The sequence below is a fragment of the Streptomyces sp. 3330 genome, from assembly GCF_031456635.1.
Lineage (GTDB): Bacteria > Actinomycetota > Actinomycetes > Streptomycetales > Streptomycetaceae > Streptomyces.
On sequence record NZ_JAVDVA010000006.1, the window covers coordinates 300646 to 314612 of the forward strand.

The 13967-nt window shown below is 72.1% G+C and carries 15 protein-coding genes and 1 pseudogene; 10 read left to right on the top strand and 6 right to left on the bottom strand.

The window, feature by feature from the left end; translation table 11 throughout:
* Positions 1 to 8: 8 nt before the first annotated feature.
* Entirely contained in the window at positions 9 to 641 is a 633-nt protein-coding gene (locus tag J2X68_RS13385; RefSeq protein WP_310432725.1) for a type III effector protein, read from the bottom strand.
* A 127-nt stretch (positions 642 to 768) separates the two neighbouring features.
* Here J2X68_RS13385 and J2X68_RS13390 point away from each other — a divergent pair, with 127 nt between their 5' ends.
* From J2X68_RS13390 to J2X68_RS13400, 3 genes are all read left to right on the top strand, one after another.
* Positions 769 to 1200 carry an Hsp20/alpha crystallin family protein gene (locus J2X68_RS13390; RefSeq protein ID WP_310432726.1) on the top strand — a complete coding sequence of 144 codons (432 nt, stop codon included), beginning with the start codon at positions 769 to 771 and terminating at the stop codon, positions 1198 to 1200.
* A gap of 99 nt (positions 1201 to 1299) precedes the next feature.
* Positions 1300 to 1695 (top strand): DUF2267 domain-containing protein, encoded by a 396-nt coding sequence (locus tag J2X68_RS13395; RefSeq protein ID WP_310432727.1) that lies wholly within the window; start codon positions 1300 to 1302, stop codon positions 1693 to 1695.
* Between the two features lie 70 nt (positions 1696 to 1765).
* Positions 1766 to 2209 (top strand): DUF2267 domain-containing protein, encoded by a 444-nt coding sequence (locus J2X68_RS13400; protein ID WP_310432728.1) that lies wholly within the window; start codon positions 1766 to 1768, stop codon positions 2207 to 2209.
* Positions 2210 to 2265: 56 nt separating this feature from the next.
* Here J2X68_RS13400 and J2X68_RS13405 read toward each other — a convergent pair whose 3' ends face one another.
* Positions 2266 to 3216, bottom strand: a complete 951-nt coding sequence (locus J2X68_RS13405) for an alpha/beta hydrolase (RefSeq protein ID WP_310432729.1) — start codon at positions 3214 to 3216, stop codon at positions 2266 to 2268.
* A 718-nt stretch (positions 3217 to 3934) separates the two neighbouring features.
* On the opposite strand from J2X68_RS13405, the gene J2X68_RS13410 reads away from it, so the two are divergent.
* Both J2X68_RS13410 and dnaK read left to right on the top strand, forming a co-directional pair.
* A complete protein-coding gene (locus J2X68_RS13410) occupies positions 3935 to 4255 on the top strand; it encodes an ANTAR domain-containing protein (RefSeq protein ID WP_310432730.1) in 321 nt (106 codons plus the stop codon).
* Positions 4256 to 4805: 550 nt separating this feature from the next.
* The gene (gene dnaK / locus J2X68_RS13415) at positions 4806 to 6656 is read left to right on the top strand and encodes a molecular chaperone DnaK (protein ID WP_310432731.1); all 1851 of its coding nucleotides are present in this window, start codon (positions 4806 to 4808) and stop codon (positions 6654 to 6656) included.
* A 54-nt stretch (positions 6657 to 6710) separates the two neighbouring features.
* Here the strand turns inward: dnaK and J2X68_RS13420 are convergent, their stop codons facing one another.
* A complete protein-coding gene (locus J2X68_RS13420) occupies positions 6711 to 7472 on the bottom strand; it encodes a ZIP family zinc transporter (RefSeq protein WP_310432732.1) in 762 nt (253 codons plus the stop codon).
* Between the two features lie 50 nt (positions 7473 to 7522).
* On the opposite strand from J2X68_RS13420, the pseudogene J2X68_RS13425 reads away from it, so the two are divergent.
* Positions 7523 to 7966, top strand: a pseudogene (locus J2X68_RS13425) (aldo/keto reductase); the annotation flags it as partial.
* Positions 7967 to 8071: 105 nt separating this feature from the next.
* Here the strand turns inward: J2X68_RS13425 and J2X68_RS13430 are convergent.
* On the bottom strand, positions 8072 to 8299 hold the full coding sequence (locus tag J2X68_RS13430) for a DUF5133 domain-containing protein (protein WP_310432733.1): 228 nt from the start codon (positions 8297 to 8299) through the stop codon (positions 8072 to 8074).
* A 352-nt stretch (positions 8300 to 8651) separates the two neighbouring features.
* Between J2X68_RS13430 and J2X68_RS13435 the strand changes: the two genes are divergently transcribed.
* Positions 8652 to 9047, top strand: coding sequence for a hypothetical protein (locus tag J2X68_RS13435; RefSeq protein WP_310432734.1), 396 nt, complete (start codon positions 8652 to 8654; stop codon positions 9045 to 9047).
* Between the two features lie 218 nt (positions 9048 to 9265).
* On the opposite strand, the gene J2X68_RS13440 is transcribed toward J2X68_RS13435, so the two are convergent.
* Entirely contained in the window at positions 9266 to 9706 is a 441-nt protein-coding gene (locus tag J2X68_RS13440; protein ID WP_310432735.1) for a hypothetical protein, read from the bottom strand.
* 315 nt (positions 9707 to 10021) lie between these two features.
* Between J2X68_RS13440 and J2X68_RS13445 the strand changes: the two genes are divergently transcribed.
* Entirely contained in the window at positions 10022 to 11671 is a 1650-nt protein-coding gene (locus tag J2X68_RS13445; RefSeq protein WP_310432736.1) for a protein kinase domain-containing protein, read from the top strand.
* Positions 11668 to 12438, top strand: a complete 771-nt coding sequence (locus J2X68_RS13450) for a hypothetical protein (protein WP_310432737.1) — start codon at positions 11668 to 11670, stop codon at positions 12436 to 12438. The genes J2X68_RS13445 and J2X68_RS13450 overlap by 4 nt, the downstream gene beginning before the upstream one ends.
* Positions 12439 to 12522: 84 nt before the next feature.
* Here J2X68_RS13450 and J2X68_RS13455 read toward each other — a convergent pair whose 3' ends face one another.
* Positions 12523 to 12960 (bottom strand): DUF6233 domain-containing protein, encoded by a 438-nt coding sequence (locus J2X68_RS13455; RefSeq protein WP_310432738.1) that lies wholly within the window; start codon positions 12958 to 12960, stop codon positions 12523 to 12525.
* Between the two features lie 497 nt (positions 12961 to 13457).
* On the opposite strand from J2X68_RS13455, the gene J2X68_RS13460 reads away from it, so the two are divergent.
* Positions 13458 to 13955, top strand: a complete 498-nt coding sequence (locus J2X68_RS13460) for a roadblock/LC7 domain-containing protein (protein ID WP_310432739.1) — start codon at positions 13458 to 13460, stop codon at positions 13953 to 13955.
* Positions 13956 to 13967 lie beyond the last annotated feature (12 nt).

Genomic DNA, 13967 nt, shown 5'->3' on the forward strand with positions numbered 1-13967 from the left:
CGTCGGGGTCACGGGGGTGTGAGGGTGTCGAGCCGGGCGGCGAGGTCGGGGTGGGCGGCGGCCAGGTAGGGGCGGGTGGCGGTCAGGGGGGCGATGAGGTCGGCGGGGTCGTCGTGGGCGAGGGCCGCGTGGAGCTTGTCGAGCCGACGGCCGGCGGCGGCGGGCAGATCGGTGAGGGCGGTGATCTGGCCCGCGACGCGGCGCAGGTCGGCGGCGTTGGCGCGGGCCCAGGCGGCAGTGGTGCGTTCGGCGGCACGGGCCTGCCGGGTGGCCGTCACGCGCTGCTCGCCGGTGGTCCCGGCGGGGCCGGGGCGGCCGCGCAGATAGCGGCGTTCGGCTGCCTGGCGGCTGGCGACGCCGAGGGGATGGGCGAGGTCGGCCCAGCTGGCGCCCGCGTCGCGGGCGGTCTCGATCAGGCCGGTCTCCCATCCGGCGAGCCGCTCGCGCACCTGGCGCAGCAGCATCAGGGAGGCCAGCGCCTGCTCCGGCCCGGGACGGGGACCGTCGGGCGGGCCCGGAGCGTCCCGCTGGGCGTCGCGCAGGGCGTCGTCTATGGCGTTCAGGGCCGCCACGGCGGCGAGGAACGACGCCGGGCCGTGGGCGCTCGTGGTGGTCGTGGACGGCTGGTCGGCTGCGGTCACGGACGCCTCCCTCGGGTCGTCATCATGGAGACGACATCGTGTTTGTCATCCATTGGATGACATGTTACAACGGTGTCAGTGAGCGCATTGGCAGCAACTGCCTGGAACTTGCTGGAGGTGCTTTCCGATGTTGATGCGCACTGACCCCTTCCGTGAGCTGGACCGGCTGACGCAGCAGCTGACGGTCCCGGCCACCTGGTCGCGGCCGTCGGCGATGCCGATGGACGCCTACCGCGAGGGCGACGAGTACGTCGTGGCCTTCGACCTCCCCGGTGTCACCGCGGACGCGATCGACATCGACGTCGAGCGCAACATGCTCACCGTCAAGGCCGAGCGCCGGCCGGTGACGAAGGCCGACGACGTGCAGATGGAACTGTCCGAGCGCCCGCTGGGCGTCTTCTCCCGCCAGATCGTGCTGGCCGACTCCCTCGACACCGAGCGGATCCAGGCCGACTACGACGCGGGCGTGCTCACTCTGCGCATCCCGATCGCCGAGCGGGCCAAGCCCCGGAAGATCTCCGTCGGCGCGGGGTCCGGCCGCAAGGAGATCTCCGGCTGACATCGGCCGGACCGGTGCGGAGAACGGGCACGTGGTCTCCCCCTCACCCGCTCTCCGCGCCCCCGTGGGCAGTCCGAAGAGGAAAGGGGCGGCGGCGAAATGGCTCTGCGACGCGAAGTGTTCCTCGACCATGTGAAGGAACGCGGTGAATACGGCACCGCGGAGGAAGCCGAGCGCGCGGCGCGCGTGGTGCTCGCCCTGCTCGGCGCGCACCTGGTCGGCGGAGTCCGCGCCCAGCTCGCGGCGCGCCTGCCGGAGGGCTTCGCCCTGATCCTGCTCAACCCGCTCCAGAGCGCCGAACCGCTCTCCCCGGAGCGGTTCGTCCGGGCGACCGCCGCATGGATCGAGGGCGCCACCGAGCAGACCGCGGCCTGGGACGTCAGCGCCGTGCTGTCCACCGTCGCCGACGCCGTCGACGAAGACCTGCTGGGCCAGATCCTGCTCCAGCTCCCCGCCGGCTACGACCTCCTCTTCGGCCGCCCCCGGACCATCTGATCATGACCGCCGGTGCCGAACTCCCGGCACCGCCCCACCCATTCCGGTTCCACGAAAGGCATGCACTGCAGTGATCTCCGACGTGCGCGTACCGCTTGAGCACCAGCAGCCGTACGGAGCGGCGTACGAGCAGATGCTGGAGAAGGTCCGCTACGAGGGCGCCTACCCCACGCGCGAGCGAGCCGACGAAGTCGTCCGCCTGGTCCTCGCGGGACTCGGACGCCAGGTGACCGGCGACGAACGCGTCGACCTGGCCGCCTGCCTGCCTCTGGAAGCCGCACGCGTGCTGACCGCGCAGATCCCCGACACCCGGCCCCTGACCGGCTGGGCGTTCGTGAAAGACCTCGCCGCCCGCAACGGCGCCTCGCTGGCCACCACCCGCTGGGACACCGGATCCGTCCTGTCCGCCGTCGCCGCCCATGCCGGCCCCGACCTTGTCACCCGCATCCTGAGCCGGCTCCCCACCGGCTACGCCCTGCTGTTCGGCCGCGCCGAACTCACCCCCGCCGCCTAGCCGGCGGCCGGTGACGTGCGGGCTCAGGGGGGCGGCGGCGTGAACGCCGCGACCGGCTATGTCCGGATGCCGCGCAGTGTCCCGGCGAGGTGGTCCACCGAGAGACGCACGACGGCCGACACGTCGGCGCACCCGGAGAAGATGTGTCCCGCCCCCGCGACGGGGACGAGCCGGACCGTGGCTCCGCACGCCGTCAGGGCGGCGGCGAGCGCCTCGCTCTGCGCGTAGGGCACGAGCCAGTCCGCGGTCCCGTGCACCAGCAGGAACGACGGTGCCTCGGGCGTGACGTGCGTGATCGGGCTGGCGTCGGCCAGGTCCCGCCCGTCGAGGCCGCGCACGAGCTGGTCCTCGGGCGGGGTGCGCAGTTCCTCCGGCAGTGCGGCGAGCACCTCGGCAGGCGCCGTCTGCCGGGGCATGGTGGACAGGTCGGACGGTCCGTACCAGTCGAGGACGGTGTCGACGGCGCTGGAGGGGCCGACGACACCGTGCGAGCCTTCCAGGTCGGGGCGGTGCGAGGTCAGGCCGACGAGGGCCGCGAGATGACCGCCCGCGGACTCGCCCGCGACCGCGACGCGCGAGGTGTCGATGCCGAGTTCCTCGGCGTGCGCGCGCAGGTAGCGGACGGCCGCCTTCGCGTCGTGCAACTGGGCCGGGAACGGCGCCTCCAGCGCGTGCCGGTAGTCGATCGTGGCGACGGCCAGGCCCGCGGCGAGCAGTTCGTCGAACATCTGGCCGGGGCGCAGTGTCTCGGGGAGGACGCGCCGGTCGCCGAACATCCAGCCTCCGCCGTGGATCCACACGACGAGCGACGGCCGTTCGGCGCCGACCGGCACCCAGAGGTCCAGCTGCAGCGGCCGGTACCCGAAGGCGACCGCGTAGGTCACACCGGCGTAGTGGCGGCTGCCGTCAGGGCGCACCAGGGGCTCGACCGGCGGCAGGAAACGGGGCGGCCCGGCCCACCCGTCCGTCCGTGCGTCGTCGCTGTCGGCGTGCTGGGTCGTGGTCATCGGTACGGCTCCGTCCGGACTCGTCGCGGAGGGCGCGCTGCACCGGCCCCGGAGCAGGGCGCCGCGTCCGCCGGGCGGACGCGCCTCGGCTCGTGCGGATGCCCCGGTCGCGAGCACCGCAGACACGCCTTGTGTCGTGCTGGTTCCGACACCCAGGTGATGATGAAGCCGAAAGACTAGTGGTTACTAGGTTTTCGTGGCATGGCCTGCGTCACACCGAGATCGCCCCGCCCTCCAACTCCGTGGCAGACCGCGAGCCCACCGCGCCGCACGAGCTAGCCGTGTCGGGCCTCGGGCCTGTCGCGGCGGGGTCGGCTCTGCCTCCTGCGCCGCCACCTCGCACCGGCCTCTCGGGCCCGGTCGTTCCAGTGATCCCGGACCCACCCCCACAGCAGCGCGACCGGCGCCGTCACCAGGGCGACCAGGAGCGAGTGGTCCCATGACATGCCCCCGCGCCCGTAACGGAACATCAGCACGAGCAACGTGTAGACGGCGACGCCGAGTAAGAGCACCTTCAACGGTTTCGGCAGATACATGCCGTGCGCCTACCCGGTGTCCGCCGATGAATCCGGCGCACCCTTCGTGCGAGCACCCTTCGTGCCGCGGCGATCTGCTCCCTCGGCCTCTGCGCGATCTTCGTTTCGGGTGCGGGGTGTCTGACGGTTTCGGGCCCGGGGTAGGTGTACGGGAGCACTGACCCCGGCATGGAGACCCGGTGATGACGACCTCTTCCCGCGACCGCGACCAGCGGCGACTTCCTGACGGCGCACGGAAGGCCACAGTGGCCATGGAGCAGGAGAACGCGCAGCTGAGGCAGGCGGTCGTTTCCCATGCGGTGGTCGATCAGGCCATCGGTGTGCTCATCGCGGTCCACCGGATCCCGCCGGACGCCGGGTTCGAGGTGCTGCGTGAGGTCTCCCAGCACGCCAACATCAAGCTGCACACGGTCGCTGAGATGGTGATCGGCTGGGCGCTGGGGGAGCCGCTGACTCAGCCGGTGGGCCCTGAACTGGATGCGGCCGTGCAACGGCGCTCGTGAGGTGGCGAGGCGGTCCTCCGCACCGCCTCCTCCTTCGCTCTCCCGCCCTGGCCTTGACAAGAGGGCACTCAAGTTTTATCCAGGCTAATAGGCAAGTCGGTCACGAAGAGCAGCTCGCAGCGTCGAGGAGGTGGCCTCGATGGAGACGCCGGACCTGTACGCGGTGCCGGGGGTGGAACCCTCCGCCACGGCCGGGAGGATCATCTCCGCCTACCGGCGTCGGGTGCGGGAACAGCCCCGACACCCGAGTGGACGCCCTCACCGCGGAACGGTTCGGACAGCTGCGCTCGGCGTACGAGACGCTGCACGATCCCCTTCGGCGCGCGGCCTACGACCGGCGGTGCCGGGGGACGTACCGCAGCCCGGTCGGGTCTGCGCGGGCTCCGGCGCCGCCCCGGCCGCCCCGCGCGGGTGCGTCGCCGTGCTCGGCGCCACAGCCCCCGCACCGCCATGGCGCGCGGGTGCGGTCCGATGGGAGCCCCACAGGTGAACGCCCCGCAGGTGAACAAGGCCCTGGCAGGCAGGGCAGGAACGAGGAGGGAGATTCCAGATGGCGCGTCCGGTCGGCATCGACCTCGGTACGACGAACTCGGCGGTCTCGGTCCTGGAAGGCGGCGAGCCCACCGTCATCACCAACACGGAGGGGGCACGGACCACGCCGTCGGTCGTGGCCTTCGCCAAGAACGGCGACGTTCTCGTGGGCGAGGTCGCCAAGCGGCAGGCGGTCACCAACGTGGAACGCACCGCCCGCTCGGTCAAGCGGCACATGGGGGACCGTGCGTGGGCGTTCCCGGACCACGGTGACATCGACGGCAAGCGGTACACCGCGCAGGAGATCTCCGCGCGGGTGCTGCAGAAACTGAAGCGGGACGCGGAGGCGTACCTCGGTGAGGACGTCACCGACGCCGTCGTCACCGTACCGGCCTACTTCGACGACTCGCAGCGGCAGGCGACGAAGGAGGCCGGTGAGATCGCGGGTCTGAACGTCCTGCGGATCATCAACGAGCCCACGGCGGCGGCACTGGCCTACGGGCTGGACAGGGAGAACGACCAGACGGTCCTCGTCTTCGACCTGGGTGGCGGCACCTTCGACGTGTCGTTGCTGGAGATGGGAGAGGGCGTCATCGAGGTGAAGTCCACCAACGGTGACACCCACCTGGGCGGTGACGACTGGGACCAGCGGATCGTGGACCACCTGGTCCAGCAGTTCAAGAACGGTTACGGCATCGACCTGTCCCAGGACAAGATGGCCGTCCAGCGGCTGCGCGAGGCGGCGGAGAGGGCGAAGATCGAACTGTCCAGCTCCTCGGAGACCGACGTCAACCTGCCGTACATCACCGCCTCCGCGGAAGGCCCGCTGCACCTGGACGAGAAGCTCACCCGCACCCGCTTCGAGCAGCTGACGTCCGACCTGCTGGAGCGCTGCAAGGGGCCGTTCCACAACGCGATCAAGGACGCCGGGATCAAGGTGTCCGACATCGACCACGTGATCCTGGTGGGCGGTTCGACGCGGATGCCGGCGGTGACCGAGCTGGTCAGGGAGCTGACCGGCAAGGACCCGCACAAGGGCGTCAACCCGGACGAGGTCGTCGCCGTGGGCGCCAGCCTGCAGGCCGGTGTGCTCAAGGGCGAGGTCAAGGACGTCCTGCTGCTCGACGTCACCCCGCTGTCCCTCGGCATCGAGACCAAAGGCGGCATCATGACCAAGCTGATCGAGCGCAACACGACGATCCCGACGAAGCGTTCGGAGACCTTCACCACGGCCGAGGACAACCAGCCGTCGGTGCAGATCCAGGTCTTCCAGGGCGAGCGCGAGATCGCGTCGTACAACAAGAAGCTCGGCATGTTCGAACTCGCCGGTCTGCCGCCCGCGCCGCGCGGTGTCCCGCAGATCGAGGTGGCCTTCGACATCGACGCGAACGGCATCATGCACGTCTCGGCGAAGGACCTCGGCACCGGCAAGGAGCAGAGGATGACCGTCACCGGCGGCTCGGCGCTTCCCAAGGACGACATCGACCGCATGATGCGGGAGGCGGAACAGCACGCGGAGGAGGACCGCAGGCGCCGGGAGGCGGCGGAGACCCGCAACCAGGCCGAGCAACTCGTCTACTCGACGGAGAAGCTCATCAAGGACAACCCCGAGAAGATCCCGGCCGACGCCAGATCCGAGACCGAGACGGCGCTCGCCGACCTGAAGGAGACGCTCAAGGGCGAGGACGCAGCGGCGGTCCGCCAGGCCATGGACCGGGCGGCGCAGGCGGCGCAGAAGATCGGCACGGCGATGTACGAGCAGGCGCGCACCCAGCAGCCCTCCGGCGCGCAGACCCCGGGCGCCCCGGGAGCGGAGGACGAGGTGGTGGACGCCGAGATCGTGGACGACGAGAAGAGGAAGACCGGCTGACCGTCGAGGCATCCATCCGAGCCCCTCGCCGAGCGCGGCTCCCGGTCGGCGTGGTCAGGCATGGGAGAGGGCGAAGGACACGAGGAAGCCGCTGACGGTGATCAGTCCGATGGCCAGATGGGCGTCGTCGAACGCCTCGGGGATCATCGTGTCGGCGACCATGGCGAGGATGGCCCCGGCCGCCAGCGCGGTCACCGCGGCGATCACGGCGGGGGAGAAGGAGCCGACCACGGTGTAGCCGAGGACGGCCGAGACCGTGCTGGCGGCCGCGATCGCCGCCCAGACACCGAAGACGTATCCCTTGGTGCGGCCGGCCTTCTTCATCCCCGCGGAACTGGACAGCCCCTCGGGGACGTTGCTGATGAACACCGCGGCCACGGTCACCAGACTGACCGCGCCGCCGTCGAGCAGGCTCACGCCGATCACCGCGGATTCCGGTACTCCGTCGAGCAGGGCGCCCAGCGCGAGCGCCGTCCCGGACCCGCCCTGTTCGGCCTCCGAGGGCTGCGCCTGCGTATGCGCGTGTCCGGAGCGCTTGCGGTGGCGGGCGCCCCGACGGGCCAGCCACACGTTGCCGCCGGTGTAGGCGACGGCGCCGATGAGGGTGCCGACGACCGCGGGAGCGAGCCCCGCCTCCTCGTAGGCCTCCCCGACCAGTTCGAAGGACACCGCTGAGATCAGCACCCCGGCCCCGAAGGCCATCACGGTGGCGATCACCTTCTGCGGCACCCGCAGCCCGTACCCCAAGGCGGCACCGAGCAGCAGCGCCGAGCCCGCCACCAGCCCCCACAGTCCCGCTTCCACCACGTCAGCCATGCCGGTTCCTCTACCCGCTGTGGAATGTGGATCAACGGACGGGCGGCCGGCGGATCGGGAAACTGGCCGAGGAGACGGCCGCACTGCGCCAACAGGGACTGATCCGCCACCTCGGCCTGAGCGGCGTGTCCGACACGCAGCTCACCGAGGCGCAGGCCATCGCTCCCGTCGTCACCGTGCAGAACCTCTACGACCTGGCCCACCGCGCCGACGACGCACTGGTGGACCGCTGCGCCGCCGAGAACATCGCCTACGCCGCGTTCTTCCCGCTCGGCGGGTTCAGCCCCCTGCAGTCACAGGAACTCACCACCGTCGCCGAGCGATCGGGCGCTTCCCGGCAGCAGGTCGCCCTGGCATGGCTGCTGCAGCGCTCCGCCTCCATGGTTCTCCTCCCGGGCACCTCCTCACCGGCGCACCTGCGGGACAACAGCGCCGCCGCAGACCTGGCCCTGCCCGCCGACGCGGTCACCGCACTCGACGCCATCGGAACGTGACCGTCCCTGCGTCCCGCACCCCGGGTGGACACGCCTGCCGTGCGATCAGCGCTCCGGGCGCCCCGGCGCTCATGGCCGGCCGGGGCGAGGCGCGCGGGGCACTGGTCAGGCGGTGAGGAGGGAGTCGTCCTCGGCACGGGCTCCGTGCAGCTGGCGGTGTGCAGCGGTGAGGGCGGCGTCGACGGTGCGGGTGCCGGTGGACACGCACAGGGTGTAGGCGACGTCGTTCATCCGCATGCGTGCTTCCTCGCTGCCGTTCTCGGCGTGCCGGCAGCTCAGGGTCTCGTACTGCTCGACGAGGTTCTTCAGTACGGCCGGGTGTGCCATGAGCATCGGGAGTCTCCCTGGTCGCCACTTCACGCATGGGTCATACACGCACCCGTCTGCCCCAAGCCTCGTCGGCCATTCCCCCCGTCTTGGGCGGGCAACCGGGGGCGGACCCTGGGTGGCTGTCGGTGGTACGGAGCGGGGGGCCGGAACGTCGGCAGCGGCCCGCGTGCGATCCGGAGCGGTCCCGGCGTCCTCTTGGGTTCCCGTTCACCCGTCGCCCGGTGTGCCGCGATGGTCGACGGGGGCTTCGATCGGGTCGGGACCGCAGGCGAGGGGTGGGATGATCCTGTCCTCTCCGCTACGCCTGGCGGCGCCAGGCCCACCGGAACACACCGACGAGGAAGACGAAGGATCGATGACGCTGAACGTGGGCCAACGGGTGCGGCTGGCGGCCGACCTCCGGTTGGCCGGGTCGGTGACCCCGGCCGAGGAGCCCCAGGAGGAGACGGGCGCCTTCGCCGCCTCCGTGGCCCTGGCAGCAGGCATCGAGGGCACCGTCGAGCGGGTGGACGAGCACTACCGGCAGGAGAGCCACGAGGTCCGTGAGTACCTGCGCCTCAAGTCGCTCCTCGACGACTTCGGCCATCAGATGCCGCCCGAAAGCAGAAGGCAACTGGAGGAGCAGGTGGGGGCCTTGGAGGAGCACTGGGCCGCCCACCAGCGACGGAAGAACCGCGTCACGGTGCGCGTCCGGCTCGACAACGGTTTCGTCCTCGACGAGGCCCCCGAAGAGGCCTTCCTCCCCGCCTGACCGCGGATCGACCCTGACCGCGGATCGCCTCCCGACCTCGGATCGACCCCTGACCGCGGATCGACTCCCGACCTCGGGGCGGCTTCCGGGCCCCTGGCCGCCCGTCCGGCGCCCGCCGCAGGCTTCGCCCCGTCACGTCGATGCGGATGCTGAAGCGACCGCATCGACCTGCCCGGCAGGCGGCTCCGGCAGTCGCGGGTCCGTACGGTGATCCCCGGTCAGCGGCGGCCGGTTGCCAGCACGACGAGGAACTGGCCGCCGCCCGCCTCGACGCCGGCGGTCACCGGCAGTCCCGGTACCAGTCGGGAGAACCGGTCCACCAGCCAGTCCGCCGCTTCCTGGGCGTCCTGCCTGGTCGGACAACGGCAGACCATCTCGCGGCCCCCCTTGCGCTCCAGTCTCGCGGCGACCGTGATCAGCGGCGCGGGTTCGACCACGTACAGACGGTCGGGCCAGGCGATGACCGCCTTGACCGCGCCCTTGCGGGTGTTGCACCCGCGGTGCGCGAGCCGCTCGGCGACCTTGGCCTTCCGGTCGGCCGTCCGGCTGTCGACGCTGGGCCCCTGCGGGTCGTTCACCGACTTGTCGGGGTCGACCGGTTCGTCGCACACCCAGCAGCGCCAGCCGTCGCGCTCGGCTACATCATCAAGGAGACTCACCCGAGCAAACTAGCCTGCCAGGCCGCCACCCCGCGCACCAGGGCCCCGGCGGTCAGGTGCGCCATGGCCCCTGTTGGGCCTGGACAACGCGAGGCCGGTCAGGTGCGCCGCCGGCAGGATCCCCGGCGGGCGGACCGGGCGGCCGGAGAACGTCGAGGGTCCCACCACCTGCGGTGGGGCCCGGCGGCATGCGGGAAGAACCGGGCACCGGGCGCCGTACCGCAACCGCGGTGGCCGGAAATGTGTCTCCCCTCGCGTGGCTCGGTGTCCCGGAGAGGCGGGAGACCGGCCGCACCACGGCCTTGGGGGGTTGGAATGAGCACATGGGCAGTGCCCGGATACACCGAGTCGCTGGAACTCGGGGCGGGAGCCAGCGGGCGCGTCGTGCTGGCCGTGCACGAGGAGACCGGCGTACCGGTCGCGGTCAAGTACCTCAGCGAGTCGCTGCGCACGAGGCCGGGTTTCGTGCACGAGTTCAGGGCGGAGGCGCGGCTCCTCGGCGGACTGGAGAGCCCGTACGTCGCCGGGCTGTACGAGTACGTGGAGAGCCCGGACGGCGCCGCCATCGTGATGGAGCTCGTGGACGGTGTCTCGTTGCGGACGCTGCTGACCAGGGCGGCCCCGTTCGACGCCGAGGCCGCGCTCGTGGTCCTCAAGGGGTCGCTGCTGGGTCTGGCCGAGGCGCATCGCCTCGGCGTCGTCCACCGCGACTACAAGCCGGAGAACGTCCTGGTCGAGCCGGACGGCTCGTCCAAGCTCGTCGACTTCGGGATCGCGGTGGACGCCGGCGCCAGTGCCGGCGCGGCGGGGACCCCCTCCTACATGGCCCCGGAGCAGTGGACCGGCGCACCCGCTTCTCCCGCCGCCGACGTCTACGCGGCCACGGCCACGTTCTTCGAGTGCCTGACGAGCCACCGCCCCTACTCGGGTGACAACCTCGCCGAACTCGCCCTGCAGCATGTCGACGCGCCCATCCCCGTCGACGAGGTCCCCGAGGCGGTGCGGGAACTGGTGCGGCGTGGCCTCGCCAAGGACCCGGCGGAACGCCCCGGACACGCCGAGGAGTTCGTCACGGAACTGGAGGCCGCCGCCGGCGCCGCCTACGGGCCCGACTGGGAAGAACGCGGCCGCGGCCGGCTCGCCGCGGTGGTGGCACTGCTGCCGCTGCTGCTGCCCTCGGCCCGCAGCGCCCCCCGGACCACCACGGACACCGCCCGCACGGTCCTGAGCCGGCAGCCGGGCCCCGGCCCGGTGCGGTCGTGGCTGCCCGGCCGCGCGGGGATGCTCGTGTCCGGTGCGGCCGTGGTCCTGGGCCTCCTCCTGGCCTACGGCCTCCAGCACAGCCCGGGAGCGGCTCCACAGCAGGCGGCGCAGGCCCTGGCCACCACCGGCGCCCAGGCCGCCGCGGACTCCGGGGAGCCCACCGCTCCCGCCGCGTCGTCCTCGGCACCCCCCTCTCCGTCCCCGACGTCCACCCCTTCCCCCACTCTGTCGGTCTCGGGCACGGCGACGCCCGGTACCGGCGAGCCCTCGGCGTCGGCGACCTCGGCTCCGGCGGGGGAGACGGCCACACCCGTCGAGCCGACCACCGAGGCGACGCCGACGGCGGCCTCACCCACCGTGTCCACGCCGTCTGCCCCCGCCGTCAAGGACGTCGCGGTGACGGGCTTTCGGCAGACGGGTTCGACGACCGGGACGGCGACCATCAGCGTCACCACGGACGGCACCGGCCCGCTGTCCGTGACCGTCTCGTGGTTCACGAGCGCCACCGGGAGGGGGCTCGGCACCGCGGACGGCGCGTCCCAGACCTTCGAACGCAGCGGCGCCACCCAGTACACCCTCACCGCCGACCACGGCTTCCAGAACCAGGGCTGCTACTGGGCGGTGCGGGTCACGACCACTCCCGCCTCCGCCGACGGCGGGGCCTCGCAGCAGATTCTGACCAGGCAGTGTGAGATCCGATGACCGATCCGAATCCGAACGACCGCGCCCCGGCGTCCGCCGACGACGGCGAGCCCACCCGTGTGCTCGCCACGACTCCGGCGGACGGGCACGCCGTCACGGTGCACCTGGCTCCGTCCGACGAGCCCGCCCCGACGGCGGACGGACACGGCTCCGACGACGCCGAGTACAGCGCCACGGTGCTGGCCAGTCACTGGATCCAGAGGCCCGAGCCGGAAGCCACCCTCGTCGCGCCGCCCGCCACGGAGGTCCTGCCGACGCCGACGCCGGATCGTGTCGAGGGCACCGTGCTGCGTTTCGGCCCCGGCGTGACCGCCGCCATCGCGCAACGCACGCACAGGACCCTGCCCGCCGTGCCGACGCCCGCCGCACCCTCGCGTCGGCGGCTGCGCAGACACGCCCTGCCGGCGATGGTGCTGGTCCTGGTCGTCGCGTTCCTCGCCTGGCAGCGCCTCGGGCCGTCCGTGGCGGTGCGCTCGGTGGAGGTCACGTCCCGGCCGACGGTTCTGGGGTGCGGCGGCACCGCGGACATCGTCGGCCTCGTCACCACGAACGGCCGTCCCGGCACCCTCACCTACCGCTGGACCCGAAGCGACGGCACCGCCTCGGGCGTCCTGCGGGAGGTGGTGGTCCGGGGCCAGCGTGAGGCACGGCTGCATCTGCGGTGGACCTTCCAGGGCCCGGGCCACTACGCGGCCCGGGCCGAACTCCACATTCTCTCGCCCCTCGACCGCACCACCACCAGCCACCTCTCCTACGACTGCTCCTGACGGATGTGGTCGCGGCGGACCGAGCCCATGGCCGATCGCGGCCCCGAACTCGGTGCGATGTGCCCGGCCGACGGCCCTGACCGGTCAGGCGAGGGTGCCGGCGAGGCGGTCGGTCGGTCGCCGGCCTTTCAGGGCCGAGGTCGTGCACCACGGGCAGAGGAGGGCCGGGAAAGCGCCGCAGGGTAAGTCGATGATGTCGAGCTGGGTGTCCGGGCGGCAGTGGGCGCAGGGTCGCAGGCCGTCGGCGAGCAGTCGGCGGGCTTCGTCGCGGCCGACAGGGCGTCGCCGCTCGCCCGTCATGTGGCAGTCTCCGGAGTGGACCTGGACCGGCGGGCGTCCGGCGCCGATGCCCAGCTCGACCGTCCATTCCGGCCGCTCGGGACGACGGCGCAGGCCGCGCTCGACTTCTGCCTGCCGTTGCTGAACCGCCGCGATCTTCGCGTCGATGCGGGCCAGCCACAGCGTGTGCCACACCCGCAGCGTCTCCAGACGGGGCAGGTCCTCCGGCAGGTCATCGAACACATATTTGATTCTAGGCGCAAAGGCCCGTCGTCTCGACGCGGGGACGCCCGTCCCGCGTCATCGAAGAATGCAGGGAACCTGGAGCGTTGTCGCCGAAGGCCGATCGGTGTCGCGTGGCGTCCCATCGATCAAGCAGGTCGGCCCCCACCGTTCCGTCGGCGGCGTCCGGGCGTCGCAGCAGCGCGATCGGCGCCGCTCCGACTGACCACAGCCTCGAAGAGATCATCGCTGTCCTCGCGGCGGATCGGTTCCATCACGAGCCTCTGCGTACGCAGGACGGGTCCGCTTGACCGGGCCACCCGGCAACTCCCCTCACCCGAGAACCGGAGGAGCGTACCGACACGCCCCGCCCCGGCCGCATGGCATGTTCCAAAGGAAAATGCCGGAGCCATCGCTTCCGGTCGCTGTGTTCCGTAGCCTCAGGAGTATCCGAACCACCGCGCGCCGCACCGCACTTGATCAGCGTCAGTCGACAACGCGCCGAAGGGGCAACGGTCATGGCCGTCGAGACCGAGGTTCTGAACGAACTGCACCGGCTGCGTTCCCGGATACCCGAGCTGACAGGGGCGCTCGCGGCCGGCGCCGACGGGCTCGTCCTCGCCGAGGACATGCCGGACGTGCAGCCGGAAGGGATGGCCGCGCTCACCGCGGCGGCGCTCGGCGTGGGACGCCGGATGGTCGACCTCGCGGACCGCGGCGAGTTCCGCGAGCTGCTGGTGCGCGGGGCCGGGGGCTACCTCGCGACGTACGCGGCCGGGCCGTCCGCCGTGCTGACCTTGCTCGCCGACGACCGGGCCAACGTCGGCCGTCTGCACCTGGAGGGACGGCGCGGCGGCGCGCGCATCGCCGAGCTGCTGGCGGGGCGGTCCACGGACGGCGGGCCCGACGTCCGGCCCGTCGTGCGGGGCGGCGGGCCACCGGCTCCGCAGTTCCGGGGCCGGATCCTCGGCGCCCTGCCTCTACGCATCCCGCCGCAGTCCCGGTACGAGCCCTGACCCACTCACCCG

Excerpts from the sequence above, each read along its gene's own strand:
- J2X68_RS13390 (WP_310432726.1), top strand. The coding sequence starts at position 769 with ATGTTGATGCGCACTGACCCCTTCCGTGAGCTGGACCGGCTGACGCAG.
- J2X68_RS13395 (WP_310432727.1), top strand. The coding sequence starts at position 1,300 with ATGGCTCTGCGACGCGAAGTGTTCCTCGACCATGTGAAGGAACGCGGT.
- J2X68_RS13405 (WP_310432729.1), bottom strand. The coding sequence starts at position 3,216 with ATGACCACGACCCAGCACGCCGACAGCGACGACGCACGGACGGACGGG.
- J2X68_RS13410 (WP_310432730.1), top strand. The coding sequence starts at position 3,935 with ATGACGACCTCTTCCCGCGACCGCGACCAGCGGCGACTTCCTGACGGC.
- dnaK (WP_310432731.1), top strand. The coding sequence starts at position 4,806 with ATGGCGCGTCCGGTCGGCATCGACCTCGGTACGACGAACTCGGCGGTC.
- J2X68_RS13420 (WP_310432732.1), bottom strand. The coding sequence starts at position 7,472 with ATGGCTGACGTGGTGGAAGCGGGACTGTGGGGGCTGGTGGCGGGCTCG.
- J2X68_RS13430 (WP_310432733.1), bottom strand. The coding sequence starts at position 8,299 with ATGCTCATGGCACACCCGGCCGTACTGAAGAACCTCGTCGAGCAGTAC.
- J2X68_RS13435 (WP_310432734.1), top strand. The coding sequence starts at position 8,652 with ATGACGCTGAACGTGGGCCAACGGGTGCGGCTGGCGGCCGACCTCCGG.
- J2X68_RS13445 (WP_310432736.1), top strand. The coding sequence starts at position 10,022 with ATGAGCACATGGGCAGTGCCCGGATACACCGAGTCGCTGGAACTCGGG.
- J2X68_RS13450 (WP_310432737.1), top strand. The coding sequence starts at position 11,668 with ATGACCGATCCGAATCCGAACGACCGCGCCCCGGCGTCCGCCGACGAC.
- J2X68_RS13460 (WP_310432739.1), top strand. The coding sequence starts at position 13,458 with ATGGCCGTCGAGACCGAGGTTCTGAACGAACTGCACCGGCTGCGTTCC.